At 56.1% G+C, this 14,505-nt stretch carries 13 protein-coding genes; 7 read left to right on the top strand and 6 right to left on the bottom strand.

What is annotated here, in order from left to right:
* Positions 1-7: 7 nt before the first annotated feature.
* Positions 8-1,078 (top strand): dTDP-glucose 4,6-dehydratase, encoded by a 1,071-nt coding sequence (rfbB, locus tag LGH82_RS10555; RefSeq protein ID WP_227348429.1) that lies wholly within the window; start codon positions 8-10, stop codon positions 1,076-1,078.
* A complete protein-coding gene (gene rfbD, locus LGH82_RS10550) occupies positions 1,075-1,995 on the top strand; it encodes a dTDP-4-dehydrorhamnose reductase (protein WP_227348428.1) in 921 nt (306 codons plus the stop codon). Before rfbB ends, rfbD begins: the two co-directional genes overlap by 4 nt.
* Positions 1,996-2,347: 352 nt before the next feature.
* Here the strand turns inward: rfbD and LGH82_RS10545 are convergent.
* From LGH82_RS10545 to LGH82_RS10530, 3 genes are all read right to left on the bottom strand, one after another.
* Positions 2,348-3,296 (bottom strand): IS630 family transposase gene (locus tag LGH82_RS10545; RefSeq protein WP_227343924.1). Its coding sequence is split into 2 segments (ribosomal slippage): positions 2,348-2,954 and positions 2,953-3,296, totalling 951 coding nucleotides; the frame shifts between segments, so codons are not numbered across the junction.
* A gap of 610 nt (positions 3,297-3,906) precedes the next feature.
* A protein-coding gene (locus tag LGH82_RS10535) for an IS5 family transposase (RefSeq protein WP_264484376.1) occupies positions 3,907-4,727 on the bottom strand; the annotation gives its coding sequence in 2 pieces (ribosomal slippage) (positions 3,907-4,043 and positions 4,043-4,727; 822 coding nt in all).
* Positions 4,728-4,799: 72 nt separating this feature from the next.
* Positions 4,800-5,870, bottom strand: coding sequence for a glycosyltransferase family 2 protein (locus LGH82_RS10530; protein ID WP_227348426.1), 1,071 nt, complete (start codon positions 5,868-5,870; stop codon positions 4,800-4,802).
* 298 nt (positions 5,871-6,168) lie between these two features.
* On the opposite strand from LGH82_RS10530, the gene LGH82_RS10525 reads away from it, so the two are divergent.
* The 3 genes from LGH82_RS10525 (at position 6,169) to LGH82_RS10515 (ending at position 8,864) form a co-directional block, all read left to right on the top strand.
* Entirely contained in the window at positions 6,169-6,876 is a 708-nt protein-coding gene (locus tag LGH82_RS10525) for a sulfotransferase domain-containing protein (protein WP_227348425.1), read from the top strand.
* Between the two features lie 111 nt (positions 6,877-6,987).
* Entirely contained in the window at positions 6,988-7,857 is an 870-nt protein-coding gene (locus tag LGH82_RS10520) for a class I SAM-dependent methyltransferase (protein WP_227348424.1), read from the top strand.
* Between the two features lie 104 nt (positions 7,858-7,961).
* Positions 7,962-8,864: an acyltransferase family protein gene (locus LGH82_RS10515; RefSeq protein WP_227348423.1), complete on the top strand. Its 903-nt coding sequence runs from the start codon at positions 7,962-7,964 to the stop codon at positions 8,862-8,864.
* On the opposite strand, the gene LGH82_RS10510 is transcribed toward LGH82_RS10515, so the two are convergent.
* A protein-coding gene (locus LGH82_RS10510) for an IS630 family transposase (protein WP_227343924.1) occupies positions 8,809-9,757 on the bottom strand; the annotation gives its coding sequence in 2 pieces (ribosomal slippage) (positions 8,809-9,415 and positions 9,414-9,757; 951 coding nt in all). The genes LGH82_RS10515 and LGH82_RS10510 overlap by 56 nt on opposite strands.
* 110 nt (positions 9,758-9,867) lie before the next feature.
* Here LGH82_RS10510 and LGH82_RS10505 point away from each other — a divergent pair.
* Positions 9,868-10,578 carry a class I SAM-dependent methyltransferase gene (locus LGH82_RS10505; protein ID WP_227348422.1) on the top strand — a complete coding sequence of 237 codons (711 nt, stop codon included), beginning with the start codon at positions 9,868-9,870 and terminating at the stop codon, positions 10,576-10,578.
* On the opposite strand, the gene LGH82_RS10500 is transcribed toward LGH82_RS10505, so the two are convergent.
* Positions 10,544-11,287 (bottom strand): ABC transporter ATP-binding protein, encoded by a 744-nt coding sequence (locus LGH82_RS10500; RefSeq protein WP_227348421.1) that lies wholly within the window; start codon positions 11,285-11,287, stop codon positions 10,544-10,546. The two genes, LGH82_RS10505 and LGH82_RS10500, sit on opposite strands and share 35 nt — an antisense overlap.
* A 7-nt stretch (positions 11,288-11,294) precedes the next feature.
* Positions 11,295-12,086, bottom strand: a complete 792-nt coding sequence (locus LGH82_RS10495; protein WP_227348420.1) for an ABC transporter permease — start codon at positions 12,084-12,086, stop codon at positions 11,295-11,297.
* A gap of 416 nt (positions 12,087-12,502) precedes the next feature.
* On the opposite strand from LGH82_RS10495, the gene LGH82_RS10490 reads away from it, so the two are divergent.
* Complete coding sequence (locus LGH82_RS10490) at positions 12,503-14,488, top strand: nucleoside-diphosphate sugar epimerase/dehydratase (RefSeq protein ID WP_227348419.1); 1,986 nt, start codon at positions 12,503-12,505, stop codon at positions 14,486-14,488.
* Positions 14,489-14,505: the final 17 nt, after the last annotated feature.

Genomic DNA, 14,505 nt, shown 5'->3' with positions numbered 1-14,505 from the left:
GGGCGGCATGAATTTCCTGGTCACCGGAGGCGCGGGTTTCATCGGCTCGGCTGTGTGCCGGCATTTGTGCGCCAATCCAGGCTACAACGTCACCAATCTCGACAAGCTCACCTATGCGGGGAATCTTGCCTCGCTGCGGCCAATCGAGAATGCGCACAATTACCGATTCGAGCATGCCGACATTTGCGATGACAGGAGCGTCCTCGAGATACTGCATCGCCACGACATCGACATCGTGATGCATCTCGCCGCGGAGAGCCATGTCGACCGGTCCATCGACGGGCCGGGCGCGTTCATCGAGACCAACATTGTCGGGACTTACCGGCTGCTCAACTCGGCGCTGCAATATTGGCGCGGGCTGTCCGACGAGCGGAGAGGCCGTTTTCGCTTCCATCATGTCTCGACCGATGAGGTGTTCGGCGATCTGCCCTTCGACAGCGGCGTCTTCACCGAAGAGACGCCCTATGCACCGTCCTCGCCCTATTCCGCGTCAAAGGCGGCGTCCGATCATCTGGTTCGCGCCTGGCATGACACCTATGGCCTGCCGGTCGTACTGTCGAACTGCTCTAACAATTATGGTCCGTTCCATTTTCCCGAGAAATTGATCCCGCTCGTCATCCTGAACGCGCTCGACGAGAAGCCGCTGCCGGTCTATGGCGCCGGCGCCAATGTGCGCGACTGGCTTTTCGTCGAGGACCATGCGCGTGCCCTGGCGATGGTCGCGACGCGTGGCATGGCGGGCGAGAGCTACAATGTCGGCGGCGGTTCGGAGCGCACCAACCTTGAGGTGGTGGAAACCATCTGCGATCTTCTCGACCGCAAGCGGCCGCGCTCCAGTGGCAGGCGCTATCGCGAACTCATCACTTTTGTCACGGACCGCCCCGGCCACGACCGCCGCTATGCGATCGATGCATCCAAGATAGGCCGGGATCTCGGCTGGACGCCGCGGGAGACCTTCGACAGCGGCCTTGCCAGGACCGTCGACTGGTATCTCCAGAACGAGTGGTGGTGGGGGCCGATACGGCGCGAGCGTTACGCCGGCGAGCGGCTGGGCGAAGCGCGAAAGGGCGCGGCGTGAGGATTGTCGTCACCGGGCGCGAGGGTCAGGTCGCCAGAAGCCTGCTGAAGCTTGCGCAGGCGCGCGCGGGCGTGGAGGTCATCGCCATCGGGCGGCCGCAACTTGATCTGGCGAGGCCGGAAACCGTGGCCGAAGCGCTCGCGGCGTCACGGCCGGATCTTGTCGTCTCGGCCGCCGCGTACACAGCAGTGGACCAGGCCGAGGACGAACCCGAGGCAGCCTTTGCCGTGAATGCGGTGGGCGCAGGCAAGGTGGCCGAAGCAACGGCGCGCCTTGGCATTCCCATCATTCACCTTTCGACCGACTATGTCTTCGACGGCACCGCCGGCCGCGCCTATGTGGAAACCGACCCGCCCGCGCCATGCAGCGTCTATGGTGCTTCCAAGCTGGCGGGCGAACAGGCAGTGGCGGTGTCCAACCCTCGCCATCTGATCCTGCGTACGGCATGGGTCTACAGCCCGTTCGGCAAGAATTTCGTAGAAACCATGCTGCGGCTCGCAGCCGAGCGCGACGAGATAGCGGTGGTGGCAGATCAGTGGGGGAACCCGACCTCGGCGCTGGATATCGCGGACGCTATCTTGTGTGTGGCTGCGAGGATTGGCAGCGACAAAGATTTCGGCGCGTTCGGCACCTACCATCTGGCAGGCACAGGCGAGACCACCTGGAGTGGCTTCGCCCGTCACATCCTGGATACAAGCCAAGCGTTTGGTGGCCCTTGGGCGCGGGTACGAGACATTGCTACCATGGACTACCCGACCAAGGCACGGCGCCCTGCCAATTCGCGGCTTTCGACGGCAAGATTTACGGCGACGTTCGGGTGGAACGGGCCCAACTGGCGGGAATCGACCGAAGGCGTGGTGCGCCGACTGGTGGAGGAAAACATGCATGCCGGTTCTTCTGGAGAAGCCGACCGATAGCTGATTAGGAAACCGACGGAAGATACTTTTAACACACAGCTGCAAATCTGTGACGCCGAGGAGACTCGAATAGGCTCGGCTGGTGGAAAAGTAGAATTCTCTACGTCGTCTCCGTGACAATTTGGTTCTGCCCACGCTTGGATATGATTTGCCGCAAAACCCCTTTCAGCTTCAGGGCATGTTTTTCCGCCACATGCCATGATGCGTATCCAAGAGCAGCGGCGACCAACAGACTCAGAAAAAGTTGTGCCTCAAAATATATCCCTGTCCCTATCACCAGAACGAAAGTCTGTTGGACAGGAAATGCGTAGAGGTACATCCCGTATGAGGCGTCGCCTAGAGCAGAATCTGATCATTCCGGCTCATATCCTGTTGCGGCGAAGTAGTTGGCGCACTCGGTTGGTGTGAAGCAAGGCAGTGCGGCGCTGATGGTATCCCACAATTCCGCGACGGTTCGTGCGGCGGCTTTGCGTAGAATCGATTTCAGCTTGGAAAAGGCGTTCTCGATCGGGTTGAAGTCGGGGGAATAGGGCGGGAGGAACATCATCCTTGCGCCGGTTGCTTCGATCGCCACACGGGCGGCTGCGCTTTTGTGCGCCGGCAGGTTGTCGAGGATCACGACATCGTCGGGCCGCAGCGTCGGCACGAGAACCTGCTCGACATAGGCGACAAACCATTCGCCAGTCATCGGGCCGTCCAGGACCATTGGCGCGGTCATGCCAGTGAGGCGCAGGGCGCCGGTGAACGTCGTCGTCTTCCAATGGCCATGCGGGATTGGCGATCGGCACCGCATCCCGCGCTTCGTGCGCCCCCGCAGTCGAGCCATCTTTGTCGAGGCTCCGGTCTCGTCGATGAAGACCAGATGCTCGGGATCAAGATCGGGCTGGGCGTCGAACCAGGCGTTTCGTCGCGCCGCCACGTCTGGCCGCTCCTGCTCGCTGGCGTGCGCCGTTTTTTTTGAAGGTCATGGAGTGACGATCGAGAAACCGCCAGATCGTGCTCGTCGCAAACGACGCGCCATGCTCCTGTCGCAGCAACTCGGCGAGTTCGACCAGCGTGATGTCCACCCGCCTCTCGATCGCCGCCAGGATGATGTCGCGATACGCTTCAACGCGGTGGGACCGCCTGTCGCCGCCCTGCGGCTTTGCGCAGGTGGCTCCGGTCTCGCGCCATTCCCGGACCCAACGCACCGAGCTTGCCGCCGCCACGCCAAATCGCGCCGCTGCCGCCCGTCGCGACAGGCCGCCATCAACCGCTGCGACCACCCGAGCCCGCAAATCTTCCGATAAGGATTTCGCCATGCCATGCCGGCCTCCGAATCCAGCAGATATGCTGAATCAGATTTCCAATCCCAACGAAACCCCTATCGATTCTATCCGCTCGGATTTTGCTCTAGTCCGGCGTTTCCCGCAGCCGTCCGACCTCCCTTTGTCGATCTGCAATATACAATATCCGCCCGATATACTTTTTTTACCTGTTCTACCAGGCCTTCAGCACTTTGACCCTTATCCTCAACAATTATATGTTGTATATTTGGATATGTTCGATTGAGAACGGACGATATTGCTTCCCTAAGAAGCCAATTCCTTCCCTCCATAGTCCTGGTTATGACGGAGACGGTTGGCGAACCTTTCAGAGAAAGCTCCGCTTTATGTCTGAACATTGCCCCGTCACGGATTATGTCATAGTCGAATCCTGAAAATGGGAAAAAACTGTTTCGGCGTTTGCGAGTCGCCATAAATGCGCGCCTATGCTTGCGAACTGTTCGAACTGCCGCCTCAACTGCCTGGAGTCGTTGCCGATCATGAGTGGTCGCCTTCAACGCTCTCAGAAGAGCCTCTCCTACAAATGCGTCCATTGGGCGACCGTATCTATGCCTGAGAGTCTGACTCATAATATTTCTGATGGATATCATGGATTTGCGATGCGCCGTGTCATGAGTTGAACGGATGCGAGGAGCAGCCAAGCGGTGGAGCTTTCGATGGTCTGCTCGAAGTCCTTGGACAGGCGTCGGTTGCGGCCGAACCAGGCGAAGGTTCGTTCCACCACCACCGGCGCGGGAGCAGAACGAAGCCTTTTGCGGCGTCGGATCGCTTGATGATTTCGAGGGTCCAGCCACCTTTTCCCCTGAGCGCGGTCTGGAGTTTTTCACCGGCGTAGCCGCCATCGGCGAAGACGTGGCGCAGCCAGGGAAAGCTTTCCCGAATAGAAGCCAGAACCTCGGGGGCGCCGTCTCGGTCCTGGATGTCAGCGGTATGGACGATCGCGCCGACCAGCAGGCCCAAGGTGTCGGTCAGGATATGGCGCTTTCGGCCTTTGATCTTCTTGCCCGCATCGTAGCCACAAAGCCCGCCGCTTTCAGTGGTTTTCACGCTTTGGCTGTCGATTACGCCGGCGCTGGGCGACGCCTCCCGACCTGCGGCGACACGCACGGCCACCAGCAGCAGGTGGTTGATCGTGTTCCAAAGGCCGCTGTCGCGCCAAGCGTAGAAATAGCGCTGCACCGTCGATACCGGCGGCAAGTCCCTGGGCAGCATTCGCCAAGGCAGACCGCTACGCAGCACATAAAACACGCCCTCCATGATAGACCGCTGCGACCATTTCGGCGGGCGGCCAAGCGCCGAGCGAGGCGGAAGCAGCGGTTCCAGAACCATCCATTCCGCGTCCGTCAAATCGCTTGAATAACGTAGTCCCTTTCGGGCATGCTTGGCGCGGGTGATATCAGTCCACATGTGATGCTCCGTCGAGGCTTCGCAACTCCGATTGAATCACAAGTCATTGATATCACCCAACTTCTTTTTGGGTCAGACACTGAGGAGTACATTTGCGGCGAGTGAGCCTGACAGCTGCAAAGGACGCAACTTTTGGTCGCTGATGTCATTGTGATGAACAAGACGCGCGAAGGGTACGTAGCGCAGCCGCCAACCGGCAGCGCGGAGACGATATGATAGTTCGACATCCTCTCCATACATGAAGAGACGCTTTTCGTATCCACCCGCGGAAATGTAAGCAGATTTCCGAAACAGCACGCAGGCGTGGCTGCACCAGTTGGTCAAGAGCGTGACCGGATCGTGATACTTAGGATGCTGATAGGGAGTTTGCATCGCCTCCCAGCAACCAACATCCGCACTGTCAGAAACAGCCGCCGCGACGATGCGCCGAAGGAGATCTGGGTCAAAGTCTACGTCGACATTGGTCACCAGAACAAACTCTGTCTTGCATAGAGCGATGGCTGAGTCGTTTCCTGCACCGTAGCCGTCATTTTTCCGACGAAGCAGAGTAACGCCCGAAAAATCTGTCCCGAAATTCTGGATCCACGACGTGACTTTATCAACGGTGTCATCCGTGGACCCATTGTCAACGAAAACCACACTTATCTTATCTTGCGGATAGTTCGACCTTAGGAGCGATGAGGTGAAGCTTTCTATCCATTGCGAGCTGTTGTACAGGACAACAGATATCGAGATATCGACCAATTCACCGTCATCTGCAACTTGCTTGGCGGCCCGGACAGAGCCAACGTGCCAGTCAGAAAAAAGCGTGGCTGTCCGATCAGCGGCAAGATTCGCAATAGCTTCTGGAACATCCGCCGAAACGGCAAAATCGGACAGACTTGGTGCCTTCCAAGCTGAATAGAGACCTATCAGACGAGAACCACCTGGCAACCGGTCTAGAGCATGCCGAACCGCTTGCGTGAAGCGCTTGTATCCCCGCCTATCAAGTGCAATCTGCGCCCTCAGCGCGTCAACCTGGGTTTCCAAAGCTTGTATGCGATTGGCCTGCTTCTCCAGTTCGACCTCGAGTTGCAGCTGTCGCTCCTTCGCTTCATATTCTACGTGTGCGGGAATGGCAGCGATCTGCCTCTCATTCTTCATGGGTATTGGATCCCTGGACATGTCGGTGCCATAGCCAGTTCGCAAGAGCAAGCCGATGCATCTGTGGCAACTCCTTGCTACCGGAGGACCACTCTGCGCGTCGGACGGGCAGCCTCACGTCTCGAACTCTGGCGAGCGGTAAACCAGAAATGCGATTGGGGTCAAACGCTATTCGTCGACTCTTGTTAACTGTGACCGGTTGACCACGGTTACGAATTCCAATTTATCGACAGGGACGAAAAGGAATCAGGAATGTCCGATTCGCCGAAAGTCGCGATCGTCCATATTGGAAAAACAGGTGGAACCTGGCTTAAAGATGCCCTTCGCCCGTTTTACGATCATGAAGGTTTGCCCGTTACAATTCGAGTCTCAATTTCCGCCTGATCTTGAGGCAATCAAGAACTACAGGCTTTTTGATTGTCATATTGGATACGATATAGCGTCAAAATTAGATGGAAAATTAATTACGGTAATTAGAAATCCGTTTGATCGAATTATAAGCCTTTATTATTATTGGAGAGAGCTGCCAGATACCACCTACGGCCCAGGACTAGCCAAGAGGCTTACTCTTGAGGAATTTATTGAATGCCGCGATGATCTCATAATTCTAGATGCAGTCAACACGCAAACTTGGCAAATCGCTTTTGGGACGACACTGAGTGCCAGAGACTCCAACGCACATCTCTCTCCTGACCAACTGCTGGAAAAAGCGATCAAGAACCTAGAACACTTCGAGGTTGTGGGCGTGACGGAAGCCATGCCTCTGGTTGCCATGGGGATAAGGTCCAAACTCGGCCTACCGGTAGACGCAGCAATGGCTCATACGAATGTAACCAACTCGCGCCCCACCCTCGGTGAAATCCCAGTTGCATTGCGCGACCGCATTTACTCGTTGGTCAACGTTGACTTAGCCCTCTATCAACATGTTCTTGAACGTTACGTTGCTCCTAACGTCCTCGACGCAAACTTTGCCCCTCCGGCCCTTGCACCCGTTCATAGTTGCTAGGAATGCGTTCATCTGCTCGCTGGCGAATCAGAACGTGATCGATTGGATTTGCCGTAGATAACAAATCGGGTTGCGACGTCGATTCGGTCGCATCGGAAGAGGACGACAACAATGCTGGCGCTATTGTCTAAACTTGGGGCTTGCAGGAGAAAAATCGAGACTAATACGGCTTCTCCATTAACACTGCTTCCGGCAAATCCGGTGCCGCCGGTGACGGTTACTCGAACCGTCGAAATCCTGCCCAAAGATATAGAAGTCGAGTTGTCGCAACTACGTGAGGCCTTGGCGATCGCCGGCGCACCGCCACTCCCGCCTGCGCACCTCCAGCGCCGAGTTGTAGGCGGCTATGTCAGCGATTTTATACGCTCCGGGGACATCCTGCTGGCTGACTTCGAACGCATATTAACGAGATCATCGTTCTCTCTGAACGACTGCAAATCGGTGCTGGACTTTGGAGTTGGTTGTGGTCGGGTTTTGCGCCGGTTTGCGGAAACACGACCCAATCACGAACTTGCCGGAGCTGATATCGATCAGGAAGCGATCGAGTGGTTAAAAGCCAACTATTCCCGGTTCGGAAATTTTATCCTCTTGCCGCACACCCCTCCATGCTCGCTGCCTTCCGCCTACTTCGACCTTATCTACTCGGTGTCAGTCTTCACCCACCTGGATCTTCGAATGCAAGATCAATGGTTGACGGAGTTGAAGAGAGCTTCGAAGCCGGGTGGATTCTTGATTGTTACGGTTCACGGAGACAACTACCTTCAACAGTTTCCACCCGATGTGCAAACCAAGGCCGCGAAAGATGGAGCTTTCTACAACGAAAACGCCGGCCTTACAGAGGGCCTGCCCGATTTTTATAAGAATACCTACCACACAAAAGAATATATAATGCAACACTGGGCTCGCTTTTTCGAGATAGTTGATTATGACCCTATGGGTGGAGCAAATCATCAAGATCTTATCTTGATGCGAAATTCTTGATCGCTTCTATTTTCGCACCAACAGCCTTGAACCGGCGATACAAACCTGCAAGAGTTTTGTCCCGCCCATTAACGTGATCAACGTCGACAGAGCCTCATCGGACAATGGAACATCAGAACAATAGCTTCGATTTTCTGCGGTTTTCCGCAGCTACATTGGTTATATGGGGTCACTCCTACGAGCTGAACGCAATGCCCAGCGTTCCGACGGTCTTCGCTTCGACGGTCAATTCCATGGGCGTAGTCATTTTCTTTATCATCAGCGGCTTTCTTGTCACGGAGAGCCTACGCAGATCCGATAGTTTCATTGATTTTTTCTGGAAGCGAGCGTTACGCATTTTTCCGGGGCTGATAGTGTGCACCTTGCTGACTGCCTTGGTGCTTGGCCCGCTGGTTTCCGCTTTGCCGACAGCAGAATATTTTGCGAATCCTTTGGTCGCTGACTTCCTAAAAAACGCTGTGCTTAATGTACATTATTTCCTTCCTGGCGTATTTCAGCAAAACCATATTATTGCTGTCAACGGTTCTCTCTGGTCACTCCCAGTTGAGGCACTTTGCTATATTGTTTTGGGGACCCTCGGATACGTTATCGTGAGAAAGGGATGTCGCTTATGCAGTCTCGTTCTTGCCGTGATGAGCGTGGCAGCGGCGATTTTTTTCTCAACATATGGGGGACCGCCCATCATCTTTTATCAGATGAGCTTATCTCATATTTTCCTTGTAGCGCCCTACTTCTTTGTTGCTTCGTCAATGAATATGATCTTCGCGCGGCAACATTTCCGGCTGGATGTTGCCCTAGGGTGTGTCGCGGCGCTCTTCTTGGTTGTTGCAGCCAAGAATCCGACTTTGCTCACCCTGACACAGCCTGTTCTTCTATCATACGTCGCCCTGACAATCGGCATGATGCCGCTACCCGTTATCAGAAGCTGGTCCAGACTAGAGCAGAATCTGATCATTCCGGCTCATATCCTGTTGCGGCGAAGTAGTTGGCGCACTCGGTTGGTGTGAAGCAAGGCAGTGCGGCGCTGATGGTATCCCACAATTCCGCGACGGTTCGTGCGGCGGCTTTGCGTAGAATCGATTTCAGCTTGGAAAAGGCGTTCTCGATCGGGTTGAAGTCGGGGGAATAGGGCGGGAGGAACATCATCCTTGCGCCGGTTGCTTCGATCGCCACACGGGCGGCTGCGCTTTTGTGCGCCGGCAGGTTGTCGAGGATCACGACATCGTCGGGCCGCAGCGTCGGCACGAGAACCTGCTCGACATAGGCGACAAACCATTCGCCAGTCATCGGGCCGTCCAGGACCATTGGCGCGGTCATGCCAGTGAGGCGCAGGGCGCCGGTGAACGTCGTCGTCTTCCAATGGCCATGCGGGATTGGCGATCGGCACCGCATCCCGCGCTTCGTGCGCCCCCGCAGTCGAGCCATCTTTGTCGAGGCTCCGGTCTCGTCGATGAAGACCAGATGCTCGGGATCAAGATCGGGCTGGGCGTCGAACCAGGCGTTTCGTCGCGCCGCCACGTCTGGCCGCTCCTGCTCGCTGGCGTGCGCCGTTTTTTTTGAAGGTCATGGAGTGACGATCGAGAAACCGCCAGATCGTGCTCGTCGCAAACGACGCGCCATGCTCCTGTCGCAGCAACTCGGCGAGTTCGACCAGCGTGATGTCCACCCGCCTCTCGATCGCCGCCAGGATGATGTCGCGATACGCTTCAACGCGGTGGGACCGCCTGTCGCCGCCCTGCGGCTTTGCGCAGGTGGCTCCGGTCTCGCGCCATTCCCGGACCCAACGCACCGAGCTTGCCGCCGCCACGCCAAATCGCGCCGCTGCCGCCCGTCGCGACAGGCCGCCATCAACCGCTGCGACCACCCGAGCCCGCAAATCTTCCGATAAGGATTTCGCCATGCCATGCCGGCCTCCGAATCCAGCAGATATGCTGAATCAGATTTCCAATCCCAACGAAACCCCTATCGATTCTATCCGCTCGGATTTTGCTCTAGGAAAAGAGGCGCAATTTGACGGTTATCGATGGTAATCACTCTAGTCGGCGAATCAATTTGGTCGCTGCGGCGATGAAAGCCGAGAAATATCTTGAGGTTGGCGTTGCTGACGGGGAGACTTTTTTCTCTGTTTCGATACCTAGTAAGACTGGGGTTGATCCAAAGTTCAGGTTCGATGCAAAATCAAGAGAGTCAGAGGGCGAGCACTTCTGCGAGATGAGCTCTGATGATTATTTCACTGGTGTTGCGCGCGGGACCAAATTTGACATTGTTTTTCTAGACGGGCTGCATGTTTTCCCGCAAACATTTCGTGACTTCTGCAATGCTATAATGTTTACCGGAGATAATTCTTTAATTATTATTGATGATACGATTCCATCTGATGTATATTCATCAATACCTGAAGTTAATTTAGCCCTTGCTACCAGGACACGTGAAGGCGGAACAGGTGCCGCCTGGCACGGGGATATTTACAAAATGATCTATGCTGTTCATGATTTCTTCCCCAGCCTCTCGTATCTGACTGTTTCGAGTCGGGGAAACCCGCAGACATTTATCTGGAGAGAAACTCGACGTTATTTTTCGCCTCGTTTTAATTCCCTTGAACAGATTAGTCGCATGACTTGGTTCGATTTTCAGGAAAATATGGATTTAGCGAATTTGTCTCCGGAAGAGTATGCAATTCCCACGGTCATTTCGAAACTATTGTCGTCAGATTTCGGTTAGATGGTGCGGTGACGAACGACTCTATTTGACCGCCTTTCAGCACTAGTCTTTTCGTGCACACGCTCTGTATAAGCGCCTCGCTGTGGCTCGCCAGAACGATGATGCCTGCCTTTTCCGCGAGTTCGTCCATGCGCCTTTTGGCTTTTTCCTGGAAAGAAGCGTCGCCGGCGCCGATCCATTCGTCCATCAGCAGGATTTCCGGATCGAGCGCGGTCGCGGCTGAAAAGGCAAGCCGCGCGGCCATGCCCTGGCTGTAGGCCTTGAACGGCAGGTCGATGAAATCGCCCAGCTCGCTGAAGGCTATGATCTCCTCCATTTTCTCCTCGATCTCGTCTTCCGTCCATCCGCTGATCAAACCACGCAAAACGATGTTCCTGCGCCCCGTGGCCTCGCGGCGAAAGCCTATGTTGATATTGAACAGGGCATCGACCTTGCCGTTGATTGCTACGCTCCCGCCTGATGGTTCGTAGATCCCGTAAAGCACCTTGAGAAGGGTAGTCTTGCCTGCCCCGTTCGGGCCGACCAGGCCTAGGCGATCTCCCGCCATCAGTTCGAAACTGATGCCATCCAGAGCCTGCACGAACTGTTTTCTGCCAGAGCTTTCAATTCTGCCGCGTGGGTTGGCCACGCGCCGGTCCGGCGCGGAAAGCGTCAGCTTCTCGTGCAGCTTGTAAACAAGGCTAACGTTGTCCAGCTTGATAGAAACCATCGAAAACTCAGATGAGGAACACGACTTGCTTGCGGTAGCGGCCAAGCAGCAGCAATGCAATCATCCATGTGGCCAAAGACGTGATGATCGTCACGGCGAAAGCATGCACTGGCAATTCTCCGTTGATGATCGGCAAACGCACGATCTCCAGAAAATATGTGAACGGGTTCCAGCGATAGGCGTATTTCTGTATTCCGCCTTGCCCGTTGTACACCCAGAAAACAGGCGTGAAGAACATGCCTACCCGCAGCAAATTGCCGACAATGAATTGGCTGTCGGGAAAGAAGGCTCCGAGAAACGCGAAAACTGTGATCAGGGCGGGCGTTACCAGCAATATCAGCAGCAATCCCGCGATCGACCAGAGCCAGGGGGACGTGATGGAAGTGCCACTCAAGATCAGAATGGCCACACAACCCGCGATCGCATAGCCGGCACGAATCACTGATTGCAAGGCAAGCCGCATCACATAGACAAACAGGGGCAGCGTTGTGCCTTCTATAAAGCTCTCTTCGCGCTGGAACAGCGACACGCTCATGGACATGACTTCCATCAGGTAGAACCACACCAGAAGTCCGATGGAAACATAGGCCGCATAGCCTGCGGCATCCTTGCCGGCCGGCTGGAATACGAAAACGAACGTGCCCACGAACGCGACATAGTTGACCAGCAACCAGAGCGGCCCAAGCGTTGTTCGTCTGTGCTGGTCGCCGATGTCCTCATGGGCAAGCGCGATCCAGACCCGGTGCAGCCTCATGGCCTTGCCGATGTCGTCGATGCCGCCGTTCAGTGCAGCAATCATAGTTCTTGGTGTCGCAATTTGTTGTTACCGATATGTTGGTGCGCCGACTTCCGACAGAAGACCCGGGCGCACTATCACGACCGCCAACCCGACGCTTCATAGCCATTGCATCGGCCACATGGCAACAGACTGTGCCAGGAAGATGCGCCGAGTTGATAGAGACGTGTTCACCAATGGCCTGCGCACTGCGGTATTTTCCGTCGCGAAGGTTATAAAGGCAGCCCTTGGACAGGAAGTCAGAGACCTTGACCAATCCCCGTTGGAAAAAAATATCTGGCGATGACCGCGCCTCCGCAGTATGCGATACAGATGGCGGGGGCTGGGGAATTGGTACGATAGACTGACGAGATCGAACAGGATTCGATCTCGGGCACGCTAGCGGCCATGTTCTCGAGTCCGGAGTCTAGTGCCGCCCAATGGATTCATACCTGAAAGTCGTGTTCGGACTTCGCCCGGATATGCGGCGTGCCTTCATCATGGTCCAGGACATCGTCATGGTCCTGATCGCGGTGGCGCTCAGCCTTGTGCTGTCAAGATCGAACCTGTCCTTCGAAATCCTGTCTTACGCCGGCCTGGTGAGTTGGGTGAGCATCGCGCTCATCAGCCATCTGCTGTTCAGATATTGCGGACTCTACAACACGGTCTGGCGCTTTGCTTCGACGCCAGACTTCTTCAACATCCTGAAAAGTTGCGGCATTCTCACGCTTGTCCTGTATGCCGTCTCGCTCATGGTCCGCTTTTTCCATCCTGTGGCGGGCCTCAACGAGCGTCAGTTCATTGTCTTTTTTCTCTTCTCGTTCACGATCATATCCGGGCCCAGGCTTTTCTACCGGTTCCTTCGCGACGGAGCGAGCTGGAGAATACTGCGCCACAGGGCTGATCAGACACCGATCAAGCAGGCGCTGTTCGTTGGCCGGCTTGGCGAGGCCGACCTGATCATCCGTTTCACGCGAACGGAGCCCGCGGAGTATTTCATCGCTGGCATCATGGCGATCGACGACAGGGCACCCTTGGGCCACAAGATCCAAGGTGTTCCGGTAGTGGCGGTGCGGCCACGACTGATAGAAGTCCTCGAGGACTATGCAAACGGTACCAAAAGCCTCGACATGCTGATTTTCGGCAATGGGGCGGAACGGGAGATCGAGGAGTATTCCGAACTCGTGCGCGTAGCCCGGCATAGCGGCATAGCGGTTGTGCAATTCTCCGGCTTTTCCGAACTGGGGCAGGGCGGAAAGCTGGTGCTCGACGCCGTCGAGATGGAAACCATCCTGCGCCGCCCCACGGTCCCGTCCGACATCGAACGCATCGGCGCCTTTGTCGCGGGCAAGCGGGTTCTGGTGACGGGTGGCGCCGGCTCGATCGGGCGCACCCTGGTCAAACGGTCACTCGAACTGGGCGCCGAAGCGGTGCTGGTCGCTGACAATTCCGAGTTCGGCATTTTCCAGTTGAGCCAGTATATCGACGGGAAGGACCATGCGCGCCTCAAGGTTCGTATCGTCGACGTGGCGAACCGGCAGCAGATGACACGCGTGATCGGCGAGTTCAAACCATCCATCGTCTTTCATGCCGCGGCGCTCAAGCATGTCCCTCTGCTTGAGGAAAATTGGGAATCGGCAATCCAGACAAATGTTTTCGGAACGCTTGTCTGCGCCGAAGTGGCCGCAAAATGCGGTGTTCCGCAGTTCGTGCTGATTTCGAGCGACAAGGCGGTGGACCCGACATCCGTGCTCGGCATGACAAAGCGGGCGGCTGAGCAGATCGTCAGTTCCTTGCATGAGACGCACGCCATAGGAGCAAATGGCCACCGTTGCGGCACCAGATTCTTCGCCGTGCGGTTCGGCAACGTCTTTGGCAGCAACGGGTCGGTCGCCACTATTTTCCAATCGCAGATCGAGGCCGGCGGTCCCCTCACCATAACGGACCGACGCATGACGCGTTACTTCATGACGCTGGTCGAAGCCGTTGATCTCGTCATCATGTCCGCGGCCGATGCGGCCTCGCGTGAGGGCAGGGAAGACTATGCCATCTACATGCTCGACATGGGCAAGCCGGTGCCGATCCTGGAAGTCGCCGAGACGATGATCCGCATGGCCGGAAAGAGCCCCTACACCGACATTCCAATCCGATTCACCGGCATCCGGCCAGGCGAGAAGCTGCATGAAACGCTGCGCGGTGAGAATGAAGAGCTTGTCGAACTCGAAATATCGAAGATATTCGGCTTGAGAATGGATGTCGCTGAATGGCCAAGGGTGGAGGCAGCGCTTACCGCGCTGCAAACGGCCATGAAGAGCCAGGACAAAGCCCTGTCGCTTGCCGTGATGGCGGGCCTTCACCAGCCGGAGACATTTCCGGCCGATGTTGATCAGGTCCTCACCGCGAAAATGATTGGACAGGTCCGGTAGGGCCGGGCTCTCGAGTC

The organism is Mesorhizobium sp. PAMC28654 (assembly GCF_020616515.1).
Taxonomy (GTDB): domain Bacteria; phylum Pseudomonadota; class Alphaproteobacteria; order Rhizobiales; family Rhizobiaceae; genus Mesorhizobium.
This window is presented reverse-complemented; position numbering and strand designations above follow the sequence as displayed.

Excerpts from the sequence above, each read along its gene's own strand:
- rfbB (WP_227348429.1), top strand. The coding sequence starts at position 8 with ATGAATTTCCTGGTCACCGGAGGCGCGGGTTTCATCGGCTCGGCTGTG.
- LGH82_RS10530 (WP_227348426.1), bottom strand. The coding sequence starts at position 5,870 with ATGAAGAATGAGAGGCAGATCGCTGCCATTCCCGCACACGTAGAATAT.
- LGH82_RS10520 (WP_227348424.1), top strand. The coding sequence starts at position 6,988 with ATGCTGGCGCTATTGTCTAAACTTGGGGCTTGCAGGAGAAAAATCGAG.
- LGH82_RS10515 (WP_227348423.1), top strand. The coding sequence starts at position 7,962 with ATGGAACATCAGAACAATAGCTTCGATTTTCTGCGGTTTTCCGCAGCT.
- LGH82_RS10500 (WP_227348421.1), bottom strand. The coding sequence starts at position 11,287 with ATGGTTTCTATCAAGCTGGACAACGTTAGCCTTGTTTACAAGCTGCAC.
- LGH82_RS10495 (WP_227348420.1), bottom strand. The coding sequence starts at position 12,086 with ATGATTGCTGCACTGAACGGCGGCATCGACGACATCGGCAAGGCCATG.
- LGH82_RS10490 (WP_227348419.1), top strand. The coding sequence starts at position 12,503 with ATGGATTCATACCTGAAAGTCGTGTTCGGACTTCGCCCGGATATGCGG.